The organism is Variovorax sp. P4_B10, assembly GCF_056402375.1.
The window spans coordinates 48411-61829 of the sequence record NZ_JBFUHN010000026.1; the positions used below are offsets into that span (position 1 = coordinate 48411).

Annotated in this window: 10 protein-coding genes; 3 read left to right on the top strand and 7 right to left on the bottom strand. The window is 68.4% G+C overall.

The window, feature by feature from the left end:
- Positions 1–138 precede the first annotated feature (138 nt).
- The 4 genes from AC1DXX_RS14295 to AC1DXX_RS14310 all read right to left on the bottom strand — a co-directional run bounded on the left by AC1DXX_RS14295 (position 139) and on the right by AC1DXX_RS14310 (position 6528).
- Positions 139–3345 carry a CusA/CzcA family heavy metal efflux RND transporter gene (locus tag AC1DXX_RS14295; protein ID WP_478134862.1) on the bottom strand — a complete coding sequence of 1069 codons (3207 nt, stop codon included), beginning with the start codon at positions 3343–3345 and terminating at the stop codon, positions 139–141.
- Positions 3346–3355: 10 nt separating this feature from the next.
- The gene (locus tag AC1DXX_RS14300) at positions 3356–4711 is read right to left on the bottom strand and encodes an efflux RND transporter periplasmic adaptor subunit (RefSeq protein ID WP_478134863.1); all 1356 of its coding nucleotides are present in this window, start codon (positions 4709–4711) and stop codon (positions 3356–3358) included.
- Positions 4712–4729: 18 nt separating this feature from the next.
- Positions 4730–6058, bottom strand: a complete 1329-nt coding sequence (locus tag AC1DXX_RS14305; protein WP_478134864.1) for a TolC family protein — start codon at positions 6056–6058, stop codon at positions 4730–4732.
- 95 nt (positions 6059–6153) lie between these two features.
- Complete coding sequence (locus AC1DXX_RS14310) at positions 6154–6528, bottom strand: hypothetical protein (RefSeq protein WP_478134865.1); 375 nt, start codon at positions 6526–6528, stop codon at positions 6154–6156.
- A gap of 161 nt (positions 6529–6689) precedes the next feature.
- Between AC1DXX_RS14310 and AC1DXX_RS14315 the strand changes: the two genes are divergently transcribed.
- Both AC1DXX_RS14315 and AC1DXX_RS14320 read left to right on the top strand, forming a co-directional pair.
- Positions 6690–7367: a heavy metal response regulator transcription factor gene (locus tag AC1DXX_RS14315; protein ID WP_478134866.1), complete on the top strand. Its 678-nt coding sequence runs from the start codon at positions 6690–6692 to the stop codon at positions 7365–7367.
- Entirely contained in the window at positions 7364–8686 is a 1323-nt protein-coding gene (locus AC1DXX_RS14320) for a heavy metal sensor histidine kinase (RefSeq protein WP_478134867.1), read from the top strand. Before AC1DXX_RS14315 ends, AC1DXX_RS14320 begins: the two co-directional genes overlap by 4 nt.
- 25 nt (positions 8687–8711) lie before the next feature.
- Here the strand turns inward: AC1DXX_RS14320 and AC1DXX_RS14325 are convergent, their stop codons facing one another.
- Together AC1DXX_RS14325 and AC1DXX_RS14330 are read right to left on the bottom strand one after the other, a co-directional pair.
- Complete coding sequence (locus AC1DXX_RS14325) at positions 8712–9980, bottom strand: cation:proton antiporter (RefSeq protein ID WP_478134868.1); 1269 nt, start codon at positions 9978–9980, stop codon at positions 8712–8714.
- Between the two features lie 39 nt (positions 9981–10019).
- Positions 10020–10352, bottom strand: a complete 333-nt coding sequence (locus AC1DXX_RS14330) for a winged helix-turn-helix transcriptional regulator (protein WP_478134869.1) — start codon at positions 10350–10352, stop codon at positions 10020–10022.
- A 121-nt stretch (positions 10353–10473) separates the two neighbouring features.
- Between AC1DXX_RS14330 and AC1DXX_RS14335 the strand changes: the two genes are divergently transcribed.
- Positions 10474–11061: a carboxymuconolactone decarboxylase family protein gene (locus AC1DXX_RS14335; RefSeq protein ID WP_478134870.1), complete on the top strand. Its 588-nt coding sequence runs from the start codon at positions 10474–10476 to the stop codon at positions 11059–11061.
- 3 nt (positions 11062–11064) lie between these two features.
- Here AC1DXX_RS14335 and AC1DXX_RS14340 read toward each other — a convergent pair whose 3' ends face one another.
- Positions 11065–13368, bottom strand: a complete 2304-nt coding sequence (locus tag AC1DXX_RS14340) for a heavy metal translocating P-type ATPase (protein ID WP_478134888.1) — start codon at positions 13366–13368, stop codon at positions 11065–11067.
- Positions 13369–13419: the final 51 nt, after the last annotated feature.

Sequence of the window (13419 nt, forward strand, 5' to 3'; positions counted from 1 at the left end):
CGCCCCCCGTGGACGCCCATGCAACCAAGACGTCCGGTGGGGATGGTTTGTGACACCAAGATCAAAAACTACTTGGAATCGGCCCGTCAGTAAAGCCCGGCGCAGCGCCTTCTCGTCGCGCCCGCCGCGCGGGCCTGTTCACGTGCCATGGATCGATCCTTGCGCAGGGTCGAGCGGCGCGCCATGGCGCTGCTCGCGGACTTCTTCCTCTTCGCCCTCGTCGCGCCGATGGGCGATGCGGTAGAGCAGCGGCAGCACCAGCAGCGTCAGCGCGGTCGAGGAAAGGATGCCGCCGATCACCACCGTGGCCAGCGGCCGCTGCACCTCGGCGCCAGTGCCGGTGGCGATCGCCATCGGCACGAAGCCCAGCGATGCCACCAGCGCGGTCATCAGCACCGGCCGCAGCCGGGTGAGCGCGCCCTCGCGGATCGCTGCATCGAGCGGCAGGCCGCCCTCGCGCAGGTTGCGGATGAACGAGATCATCACCAGCCCGTTGAGCACCGCCACGCCGGAGAGCGCGATGAAGCCCACCGCCGCCGAGATCGACAGCGGAATGCCGCGCAGCCACAGCGCCACAATGCCGCCGGTGAGCGCGAACGGAATGCCGGTGAACACCAGCAGCCCGTCCTTCAGGTTGCCGAACATCGCGAACAGCAGCGTGAACACCAGCAGCAACGACACCGGCACCACCACCTGCAGCCGCTGCGTGGCCGAGGCGAGGTTCTCGTACTGGCCGCCCCAGACGGTCCAGTAGCCCGCAGGAATGGCGACTTTGCGCATCGCCTCTTCGGCCTCGGCCACGAAGGAGCCGAGGTCGCGGCCGCGCACATTGGCGCTCACCACGATGCGGCGCTTGCCGTTCTCGCGGCTGACCTGGTTCGGGCCGGGCGCGAGCTCCAGCGTGGCGACTTCGCCGAGCGGGATGAAGCTGGTGCGCTGCGCCTCTGTGCCGGCCCCCTTGGGCAAGGCCACCGGCAGGCGCCTGATCGCCTCCAGGTCGGTGCGCAGGCTCTCGGGCAGGCGCACGATGATGTCGAAGCGCCGGTCGCCGTCGAACAGCGTCCCCGCCTCGCGGCCACCGACCGCGATGGAGATCGCATCCTGCACATCGCCCACGTTGAGGCCGTAGCGCGCGGTCTTGCCGCGGTCGATGTTCACCGTGAGCATCGGCAGGCCCGTGGTCTGCTCGACCTTCACTTCGGCCGCACCGGCGATCTTGCCCAGCACCCCCGACACTTCGGCCGCCGTCTTGTCGAGCACGTCCATGTCGTCGCCGAAGATCTTCACCGCCACGTCGCTGCGCACGCCCGAGATCAGCTCGTTGAAGCGCAGCTGGATCGGCTGCGAGAACTCGTAGTTGTTGCCGGGCAGCTTCTCCACCTCTTCCTGCACCGCCGCGAGGATCTCGGCACGCGTGCGGCGCGGTGTGGGCCACTGGTCTTCGGGCTTCAGCATGATGTAGCCGTCGGAGATGTTCGGCGGCATCGGGTCCGATGCGATCTCGGCCGTGCCGGTGCGCGCGAACACGCGCTCGATCTCCGGGAACTTCGCCTTCAGCGTGCGCTCGAGCTGCTTCTGCATCTCGACCGACTGGGTGAGGCTGGTGCCCGGAATGCGCAGCGCCTGGATCGCGAAGTCGCCCTCGCTCAGGCTGGGCACGAACTCCGTGCCCAGCCGCGTGGCCAAGAGGCCCGAGAGCAGCACCGCCACCACGGCCGTGGTGATGACCAGCGGCTTGGCCGTCATGACGCGTGCCAGCAGCGGCGCATAGCCGCGCTTGGCCCACACCATCAACCGGTTTTCCTTCTCGCTGACCTTGTTGCCGATGAACAGTGCCACGGCCGCGGGAATGAAGGTGATCGACAGGATCATCGCGCCCAGCAGCGCGATCACCACGGTGAAGGCCATCGGGTGGAACAGCTTGCCCTCGACACCCGTGAGCGCAAAGATCGGCAGGTACACGATCATGATGATCAGCTGGCCGAACAGCAGCGGGCGCCGCGCCTCCTGCGAGGCGGCGAACACTTCATGGAAGCGCTCGCTGCGCGTGAGCGGCCGCCCGTGCTTCGCCTGTGCATGGGCGAGGCGCCGAACGCAGTTCTCCACGATCACCACCGCCCCGTCGATGATGATGCCGAAGTCCAGCGCGCCCAGGCTCATGAGGTTGGCGCTGACCTTCTGGTTCACCATGCCGGTGAAGGTGAAGAGCATCGACAGCGGAATCACCAATGCGGTGATCAGCGCTGCGCGGATGTTCCCGAGGAACAGGAACAGCACCGCAATCACCAGCACCGCGCCCTCGAAGAGGTTCTTCTTCACCGTGGCGATGGCCTTGTCGACCAGCACCGTGCGGTCATACACCGTCACGGCCTTCACGCCTGCGGGCAGCGTGCGGTTGATCTCCTGCATCTTCTTGTCGACCGCCTGCGAGACGGTGCGGCTGTTCTCGCCGATCAGCATGAAGACGGTGCCCAGCACCACCTCGCGGCCGTTGTCGGTGGCCGCGCCGGTGCGCAGCTCCTGGCCGATGCCGACCTCGGCCACGTCCTGCACGCGCAGCGGAATGCCGCCTGTGTTGCCGAGGATCACATTGCCGATGTCCTCCACCGACTTCACCTGCCCCGGCGCGCGGATCAGGTACTGCTCGCCGCGCTTCTCGATGTAGCCCGCGCCCACGTTGGCGTTGTTGCGCTCCAGCGCGGTGACCAGGTCGGCCATCGTGAGGCCGTGGGCCAGCAGCTTGGCGGGGTCGGGTGCGATCTGGAACTCCTTGGCATGGCCACCGATGGAATTGATCTCGGTCACGCCCGCCACGTTGCGCAGCTGCGGCTTGATGATCCAGTCCTGGATCTCGCGCAGGTCGGTCGGCGTGTAGGGCTTGCCGTCGGCCTTCTTCGCGCCCTCTTCCGCTTCCACGGTCCAGAGGTAGATCTCGCCGAGGCCGGTCGAGATCGGCCCGATCACCGGCGAGATGCCGCTGGGCATGCTTTCGCGCGCCGACTGGATGCGCTCGTTCACCAGCTGCCGCGCGAAGTAGATGTCGGTGCCGTCCTCGAAGATCACCGTCACTTGCGAGAGGCCGTAGCGCGAGAGCGAGCGGGTCTGCTGCAGGCCCGGCAGGCCGGCCATCACCGTCTCGATGGGATAGGTCACGCGCTGCTCGGCCTCGAGCGGCGAATAGCCGGGCGCGGCGGTGTTGATCTGCACCTGCACGTTGGTGATGTCGGGCACGGCGTCGATCGGCAGCTTCTGGTAGCTGAAGACGCCGAGCGCGGCCATGCCGAGCACGGCGAGCAGGACCAGCCAGCGCTGCGCAATGGAGAACCCAATGACTCGTTCGAACATGCGGCGGTCCTCAGTGGGTGTGCGTCGCAGCGCTCTTGCCCTGCTGCGACTTCACGACGAAGCTGCCGCTCGCGGCGTAGGCCGTGCCGGGCTTCAGGCCGCTCACGATCTCGATGCGCCGGCCGTCGCTGCGGCCGGTCTGCACATGCTGCGGCAGGAAGCCGCCGGGCACCTTGAGGAAGACGGTGGGCTTTTCTTCCACGGTCTGTACGGCATCGGCAGACACCGTGACGGGCGCCTCCGCCTCGGAGGAAACCAGCTCGACATTCACGAACAGCCCGGGCCGCCAGACACGCTGCGGATTGGTCAGCGTCACGCGCGCCGTGGCCGTGCGCGTCTGCGCGCCGATCAGCGAGCCCACGTACGACACCGTGCCGCTGGCCGCCTGGTCGAAGGCGCCGGAGCGGATGGTCACCGGCTCGCCGATGCGCACCAGGTTGAGGTTGCTGGCGGCCACGCTGATCTCGGCCCACACGGTCGAGAGGTCGGAGATGGTGAAGACGTTGACGCTCTCGCCCACCGACTCGCCGAGCGAGATGTGCTTCTCGACCACCATGCCGTCGAAGGGTGCGCGCAGCTCGTAGCGGCCGAGCGCGGCGGAGCCCGGCGTCGCGCCCAGGGCCAGCAGCTTCTGGTTGGCGTTGGCCACGGCGATCTGCGCCTCCTGCATCGCCTGCTGGGCCTGCAGGTAGTCCTGCTGGGGCGAGATCTTTTCTTCCCAGAGTTTCTTTTCGCGCTCGTAGGTGGAACGGGCCAGTTCCAGCCGGCGCTGCGCCGACTGCAAGGCGCTGCGCTGCTCCGAGAGCCCCGGGCTCGACAGCACCGCGAGCACCTGGCCGCGCTTCACTTCCTGGCCGAGGTTGGCCGACACGCTGTCGACCACGCCCGCCACGCGCGGCACCACGTGGGCGGTGCGGTCTTCGTTGAACTTGATCTCGCCGGGCAGTTGCAGCGAGGTCTTGATGCGCGCGGGGCCGGCGCTTTCGATGGCCATGCCCGCGGCCTTGATCTGTTCGTCAGTGAAGGCGATCGTTTCCTCGTCCTCCTTGTGTTCCTTTGACCCGGCCTTCGCTTCGCCGGAAGCGCCCTTCTCCTTGGGCTCTTCGCCGTGGTGCTCCTTGTCGTCATGGCCCTTGGCTTCGACATGACCGTGGCCGTGGTCCTTGCCCTCTTCCTTGCCTTCCTCGTGGTGCTCGCCATCGGCATGGCCTCCGGCTTCCGAATGGCCGGCCGCCCCGGGCTTGGCCGGTGCGGTGCGCAGGATCATCGCGCCGGCCGCAAAGCCCACGACCAGGACGACCGCGATGGCCATCCACTGCTTCTTGCCGACGCGCTCGGCGAAAGTCTTGCGTTCTTCTGTGTTCATGATCTTGTGGAGTCCTTGTCAGCGCACGACGGGCGTCGCGTGCAGGTTGTCGTCGCCTTCGGTGCCGAGCAGCCGGTCGAGCTCGCCGGCCGCGCGGTGCGCATCGGCCAGCGAGAGCAGGTACTGGTTGCGCACCTGGAACAGCGTGCGCTGCGCATCGAGCGCCTCGAGAAAGCTGAACTTGCCGAGCTCGAAGCCCTTGGTCGCGGCCTTGTAGGCGGTCTCTGCGCCAGGCAGCGCATCGCGCTGCAGCGTCTCGGCGGTGGCGCGCGCCGAACGCAGGCGCTCGGTGGCCTGCGCGACGTCGGCGCCCAGTTGCAGTTCTGCGGCGGCGAGGTCGTCGCGCGCTTTCTCCTCGCGGCTCAGCGCCTCGGCGACGTTGCCGCGGTTGGTGTCGAAGATCGGCAGCGGCACCGAGAGGCCGACGACGACCTGGTTGCGGCGGCTCGCGCTTGCATCGTCGGTGGACGCAGGCACGCGCTTGGCGCCCAGCGACACGGTGATGTCGGGAATGCGCTTGGCCTGCTCCAGGCTGGACAGTGCCTCGCGCCGCTCGACCTCGAGCCGGGCCTGCTGCAGCACGGGCGCTGCGAAGAGCCGGCGCTCCACGTCCTGCGCCGGGGCGGCCACCGGCAGCTGGTCGACCGCGCCGTCCACCTGCGTGAAGCGCGGATTCGGGTTGCCCCACAACGCGGCCAGCTGTTGCCGCGCCGAACGCAGCGTGCCTTCGGCCTGCAGCAGTTCCACGCGGACGCCCGCCTCGGCCACGCGCGAGCGGGTTTCCTCCAGCGGAGAAACCTTGCCGGCCGCCACGCGGTTGGCGGCCGCCCGGGTCGCGGCCTGCGCGAGCCCGACGGCATCCTGTGCAAGGCGCAAACGCTCCTGCGCCGTCAGCACTTCGAAGAACAGCGTGACGGTCGATGCGCGAAGCTCGGAACGGCGCGCGGCGAGCGCCGATGCGGCCTGGTCGCGCGCGCGCTCCGCCGCCGTGACCCGCGCCGCACGCTTGCCACCCAGCTCGATCGGCTGGCTCAGCTGGACCGTGGTGGTGCGGTTGTCGCGGCGCAGGTCTTCCAGCTGGGCGCCGAGCACCGGGTTCGGCCAGGCGCCGGCCTGGGCGATGGCGCCCTCGGTGGCCTCCTGCTCGCGCGAGGCCGCGGACAGACTGGGGTTGGACTGCTGCACCAGCGCGATGGCGCTGCGAAGGGTCAGCGGACCCGCGGCCTCCAGCGTTCTGGCGGCCGGACGGGACGAGGAAGACAGGGAGCCGGCAACAGCCTGTGGCTGTGAATAGGCCGGAGGTACCGCCAAGGCCAACACGGCCAGCGGCACGAAGAGCGTGCGCATCGAATTCTCCTGGGTTGCGAAACAACGGACGGACGAATTCGGCGAGAGCTCAGCTGATGGGTGGGATCAGTGGTGGGTGGTGTTCTCTCGCCGAATCAGAGGGCGAGAGACCGTGCGGGACGCACCGGAACGTCGGAGATGTGCGAAATGAAACGCGCCTCCGGGAGGGTGTGCAGAACCTGGGACAACTGCGGCGTGCCTGCGGTGTCGCCGGCCGCCACGTCCGCATGCTGCGCGCAGCCGGAATGGCTGACGATGCAATGGCCGACCGCGCCGTTCGGCTGCGTGGTCGTGTTCTTCTTGGCGCCGTCGCCGGTGTGCGTGCGGTCCGTGCCGCGGGGCTCGTCCTCGTGGTGGCCCCAGTGCCCGGGCTGCGTGTCGCGTTCATGCTCGCAGTACGCCGCCGACGCCGCCCAGCTGAGCTGGAACGGAAGCAGGAACAGCAGAAAAATCAGAAGCCAGCGACGCATGAGTCCAAAAAGTATATCGGCGGCCTGTGGCACGCCGCCCGGTAAAGGCCCTGCGCTTCGAAGGCCCGGCGCACTGTACGACGCGAGGGCGGCGCATTGTCTGTCAATAGGATTACTAAATCGTAACCACCGCCTCGAAAGCGCTTGGGTACCATCTGCGAATGCGAATTCTTGTCATTGAAGATGAACCCAAGCTGGGCGACTACCTGAAAAAGGGGCTGGAGGAAAACGGCTACGTCGTCGACATCGCCCGCGATGGCATCGAAGGACGCTACCTCGCCACCGAGGGAGACTACGCGCTGATCCTGCTCGACGTGATGCTGCCCGGCGTCGACGGCTTTGCCGTGCTGCAGGCCATCCGCCGCACGAAGAACATGCCCGTGCTGGTGCTCACCGCACGCGACAAGGTCGAAGACCGCGTGCAGGGCCTGCAGCAAGGCGCCGACGACTACCTCGTCAAGCCCTTCTCCTTCTCCGAGTTGCTGGCGCGGGTGCAGGCCCTGTTGCGGCGCGGCCAGGCACAGGATTCGACCGTGCTCCGGCTGGCCGACCTCGAGCTCGACATGGCGAGCCGCAAGGTCTTTCGCAACCGCGTGCGGCTCGACCTCACGGCCAAGGAATTCACCCTGCTCGTGGTGCTGCTGCGCCGGCGCGGCCAGATCCTCTCGCGCACCACGCTCGCCGAGCAGGTGTGGGACATGAATTTCGACAGCGACACCAACGTGGTGGAAGTGGCCATCCGGCGCCTGCGCAGCAAGATCGACGATCCGTTCGAGGTAAAGCTGCTCCATACCGTTCGCGGCATGGGCTACGTGCTGGAAGACCGGTCCTGGGCATGAGCCCAAGGCCGCATTCGCTACAGAGCCGGCTGTCGCTCTGGTTCGCCGCGCAGACGCTGTTCGGACTCAGCGTGATCTGCCTGGCCATCTACCTCGTGACGGCCTGGAACTTCGGCGAGAAACAGGAGGACGCGCTCGACCACAAGTCGGTGCTGGTGCAGCACCTGCTGGCAGAGGCCGAGAAAGGGGGCGACCTCGTCTTCCTGCGGCACAAGCTCGACGATTTCTTCTCGATGCAGGACGACGTGAGCCTGTCGATCTCGCATGCGGGCAAACCGCTCTTTGAATCCCGGCCCGCGGCCGGCGGCCGCTGGATGCGGCGCGACCTGGTGGTGCCCTGGCAGCAAGGCGACGCGACGACGCAGCTGCAGGTGCAGATCGGCGTGAACGTGGCGCAGGAAGCCCGGCTGCTCGAACGGCTCGCCTGGACGCTGCTCGGCGCCGTGCTGCTGGGCACGGCGCTGGTGTCGCTCACGGGCATGTGGTTGGTGCGGCGCGGCCTGCGGCCGCTGAAGACGCTGGCCGACCAGACCGCGGCGATGGCGCCCGACAGGGCCAACCAGCCCATCGATGCGATGGCCTTCGCCGAAGAGCTGCGCCCCTGGATCATGCAGTTCAACGCGCTGCTGCTGCGGGTGCAGCGTGCCTACGTGCAGCTCGAATCCTTCAATGCCGACGTGGCGCACGAGTTGCGCACGCCGCTTGCCAACCTGATCGGCTCCACCGAGCTGGCCCTCACGCGCCAGCGTTCGAACGAGGAACTGCAGGGTGTGCTGACCTCCAACCTGGAAGAGATCGGCCGGCTCTCGGGCATCGTCACCGACATGCTGTTTCTCTCGAAGGCCGACCGCGGCACCTCGACGCGTTCGAGGGCCGTCGTCAGCCTCGCGGCGCAGGCGCGCGACGTGATCGACTTCTACGACGCGATGCTCGACGAGGCCGGGCTGAAAGCCGAAGTCGCCGGCGACGCCATGGCCGACGTGGACGCCGCGCTGATACGCCGTGCCCTCTCCAATCTGCTGGGCAACGCGATCCGCTTTGCAGCGCCGGCCTCGACGATCGGGATCGACCTTGCCGAGGACCGCGACGGGTTCACGGTCTCGGTCGTCAATCGGGGCGAACCGGTAGCCCCCGCCGCGTTGCCCCGCCTGTTCGAACGCTTCTACCGCGCCGCCCAGGCCAGGGACGGTTCCACGCGGCACCACGGGCTGGGCCTCTCGATCGTCGAGGCCATCGCGCGCATGCACGGGGGGCGGGTGTTCGCATCGAGCCAGGACGGCGCAACGCGCATCGGTTTCACCGTGCGCCGCAACGGCTGAGGCAGGCCCACGCGAGCCCACACGCTCAAGGCTTGGCGTGCGCCTCGGCCTCGCCCGCAGCGTCGCCGGCCAGCCGCGCCTTGCGGCCGATGCACAGCGTCATCAGCGGCCCCGTCATCGCGGTGGTGGCGAGCGCCATCACCAGCAGCATCGTGAACAGCTCGGGGCCGATCAGCCCCACGTCGAGCCCGATCTTGATCACGATCAGCTCCATCAGGCCGCGCGCGTTCATCAGCGAACCGGTGGCCAGGCTGTCGCGCCAGCCGTAGCCGGCGATGCGCGCGCCGGCCGCGCCGCCGGCGATCTTGCCGACGGTGGCCACGCCCACGATCAGCAGCATTGCGCCCAGGCTCGCACCGGTGAAGGCATTCGACGTGGTGCCCAGCCCGGCGAGGGCAAAGAACAGCGGCATCAGCACGACGATGGAGATCGGCTCGATGCGTTCGCTCAGCGAGCGCAGCAGGCGGTCGTCGCGCGGCAGGCAGGCACCGAACAGGAAGGCGCCGAACACCGCATGCAGGTGCAGCCACTCGGTCAGCAGCGCGGTGAGCAGCAGGCCGATCATGAGCGAGGCCATCACCGTGGTCGAAGGCTCGCCGTCGGGCGCCTTCACGCGCAGCAGCCAGGCAAAGGCCGGCTTCAGGCCGAAGAACAGGAAGGAGAGCATCACGACCACGCCGACCGTGATCTTGACCAGCCCCGCGTAGCCCTCGCCCGCCCCCACCAGGGCCACCACGAAGGCCAGCAGGATCCAGGCGAACACATCGACCACCGCTGCGGCGCTGAGCGAGAGCTGGCCGAAGGCCGTGCGCGTCATGCCGCGGTCCTTGAGGATGCGCGCCATGACCGGAAAGGCCGTGATGGACAGCGCCGCCGCCATGAACAGCGCAAAGGGCCAGAAAGCGACGCCGGCCGGTGCGAGCGTGGGATACAGCGTCGGCGAGATCGCGAGGCCCAGCGCCAGCGGCACGACCACGCTGAGCACGCCCACGGCGCCCGCGGCCTTGAGCTGCGCCCGCATGTTCCGCGTGGCCCGCAGTTCCAGGCCGACGACGAACATGAACAGCACCAGCCCCACCGTCGACAGCGACGAAAGGCCCTGCAGCAATTCCTTCGAGAACAGCTGCGCATGCAGCGAGGGAAAGAGCGCGCCCATGACCGCCGGTCCCAGCATCAGGCCGGCAGCCATTTCGCCGACCACGCTGGGCTGGCCCACATGGCGAAGCACCCAACCGCAGATGCGCGCGGTGGTAAGAATGACGACGAGTTGCAGCAGCAGGGTGGTGACGGACATGGACGGGTCGCGGTGGCAGGAGATCGCCCGATGTTAGTTCTACGCCTCCGGGTCGATCCAGCGGTTGGCCCACTGGTTGAGCGGGGTCAGGCGCTTGACCAGCTCGCCGCCCGCCTCGGTGAGCACATAGCCCGCGTCCACCAGCGCGACGACGCCGGCCGCGCGCAGCTCCTTGAGCCGGTCGTTCAGCACCGAGGGCGACATGTCATCCGTGCTCACGCGCAGCGCCCTGAAGCTCTGGGGCTGGCCATCGCGCAGCTCCCACAGGATGCGCAACGTGCCCTTGCGGCCCAGCTGCTCCAGCAGCCGCATGATGGGCCGCCGCGCCACGGCTGGCGCGGGCTGCGAGGCCGATGCTTCTTCGTCTTCCATGCCGTTCTTTCGGTGATCGATGCGGCGCGCTCTTGCGCTACGTATTTCGTAGCGATAGACTGCACCGAATCGCTACGATTTCCGTAGCGACCTGCACCGCATTCTATGGAAGGACCCGCCCGTGGCAAACACCGCCCCGAAAAGCCTGGACCCGAACCGCGCCCCAAGGATTCCACCGCTCGAACCGCCCTACCCCGAGCCCGTCGGCGCGCTGCTCACCCGCATGACGCCGCCGCAGGCGCCCGAGATCCTCGCGCTCTTCAGGGTGATGGCCGTGAACCCCGCGCTTGCCGAGCGCACGCTCGACCTGGGCCGCTACCTGCTGGGCCGCAAGGCGGCCATCGACCTGCGCGAACGCGAGATCGTGATCATGCGGGTCTGCGCCCGCTGCGGCGCGGAGTACGAATGGGGCGTGCACTGGACCGGCTTTGCCGATGCGGCCGGCTTCAGCGAGGCCGACCGGCGCGTGATGGCGGCGGCCGATGGCGACCTCTCCCTGCTCGCGCCGCGCGACGCCCTGCTTGTCTCGATGGTCGACCAGCTGCACGACACCAGCGATGTGGACGATGCGCTCTGGCAGGCCCTCGGCGAGCATTGGAGCCACGCGCAACTGGTCGAGCTGATGATGCTCGCGGGGTGGTACCACTCGGTGAGCTATGTGTGCAATGCGGCGCGCGTGCCATTGGAGAAATGGGCTGCGCGCTGGTAGGCCTCAGCCTCCGCTCTTCACGCTGGAAGGTGCGCGCATCAACCGCAGCCCGTTGGCCACCACCAGCAGGCTCGCGCCCATGTCGGCAAACACCGCCATCCACATCGTCGCGCTGCCGAACACCGCGAGCACGAAGAACACACCCTTGATGCCGAGCGCCAGCGTGATGTTCTGCCACAGCACCGAATGCGCGCGGCGCGAGAGGCGGATGGTTTCGGGGATGCGGCGCAGGTCGTCGTTCATGATGACCACGTCGGCGGCTTCCATCGCGGTGTCGGTGCCCGCGCCGCCCATCGCGAAACCGATGTCGGCCTGAGCGAGCGCCGGTGCGTCGTTGATGCCGTCGCCGGTCATCGCAACCGCACCGTAGCGCGCCTGCATGGCCTGGATGGCGCCGAGCTTTTCTCCGGGCAGCAGGTTGCCGCGTACGTCCTCGATGCCGGCATGGGCGCCGATGGTCCTGGCCGTCGCGGCGTTGTCGCCGGTGAGCATCACCGGCACGACACCGAGGGCGCGCAGTTCGGCCACCGCGGCCTGCGACGATTCCTTGATCGTGTCGGCCACGGCGAACAACGCCAGCACCGCCTGGCCCGATGCCAGCAAGGTGACGGTGCGGCCCGTCTCCTCGTGGCGCTTGAGTTCGGCCTCGAGCGCCGGCGTGCACAGGCCGCGCTCCTCGATCAGGCGGTGGTTGCCGAGCACGTAGGCCTGGCCTGCCAACGTGGCCTGCACGCCGCGGCCCGGCAGCGCGGCGAAGCCGGCAACCTCCTCGCGCGGGCCCTTCAAGCCGTCGGCGATGGCCTTCGACACGGGATGGTCCGACCGGCCCGCAATGCTGGCGGCGATCGCGAACACCGCCGCTTCGTTGCCCGAGGGGCCGACCAGGCTGGACGCGACCAGCTTCGGCTTGCCTTCGGTGATGGTGCCCGTCTTGTCGAGCGCCACGGCCTTGAGCTTGCGTGCCTCTTCCAGGTAGGTGCCGCCCTTGATCAGGATGCCGCGCCGCGCGGCCGATGCCAACGCGCTCACCACGGTGACGGGCGTCGAGATGACCAGTGCGCACGGGCACGCGATGACCAGCAGCACCAGCGCCTTGTAGATGGCCTCAAGCCAGGGCCATCCCATGAACAGCGGCGTGAACACCGCGATGGCCAGCGCCAGCACGAAGACCGCGGGCGTGTAGATGGCAGCGAACCTGTCGACGAAGCGCTGCGTGGGCGCGCGCGTGCCCTGCGCCTCCTCGACCGCGTGGATGATGCGCGCGAGCGTGGTGTTGGCGGCCACCGCCGTGACGCGGAACTCCAGCGCGGCGGTCTGGTTGATGGTGCCCGCGAAGACGGGGTCGCCAATGGTCTTGTCGACCGGAATGCTCTCGCCCGTGACCGGCGCCTGGTCGATGGCGCTGAGACCTTCGGTCACCACGCCGTCCAGCGGCACGCGCTCGCCGGGGCGGATGCGGGCGATGGCGTCGAGCGCCACCGTGTCGGCCATCACGGTCCGCCAGCTGCCGTCGAGCTGCTTCACCTCGGCCTGCTCGGGTGCGAGGGCCAGCAGGCTTTGAATGGCGTTGCGGGCACGGTCGACGGCGCGGGCCTCGATCAGTTCGGCAATCGCATAGAGCGCCATCACCATCGCGGCCTCGGGCCACTGGCCGATGACGAAGGCGCCCGTCACGGCGACAGCCATCAGGGCGTTGATGTTGAGGCGGCCGCGCACCAGCGCGCCGAAGCCCTTCTTGTAGGTGTCGAGGCCGGCCAGCCCGATGGCGGCGAGCGCAAGCACCATCTCGGCGGCCATGAAGCCCTTGCCGTCGAGCGCGAGAAAAGAGATCGACTCGGCCGCGATGGCCAGCACCAGCGCGGCGACCAGACGCGCAAGGCCCGTGCGCATGCCCGCGATGCGTGCGGGGGCGGCGGCTGGCACCACCGTGTCGCCGAGCTGTTCGGGCTTGAAGCCCGCCTTGCGGATCGCGTCGAGCGCACCGGACAGCGCGCCGTCATCGGTCGTGATGGCCATCGTGCGCTCGCCGAGGCGAAAGCGCAGGGCCTTGACGCCCGCGACCGGTTCGAGCGCGCGGCGGATCTCGGACTCCTCGACGGCGCAATCCATCGTGGGAATGCGGAAGAGCAAGGCGCCCTTCGGGATGTCGGCCGCCTCGGCTGCAGTCGACGAGCCGCAGACCGGGCTGCCGCAGCAGGCCGTTTCGGTATGGGCATGGGCGTGCCCGTGCGAATGATCGTGGCCGTGGCCGTGGTCGTGCGGATGGGCGTTCGGCACCGTCGTATTCAGAGCGTTCTGGTTCGTCATGAAGGCCATTGGAAACCCTGAAGCAGGTGTAGAGTCAAACGCAGAATCTCC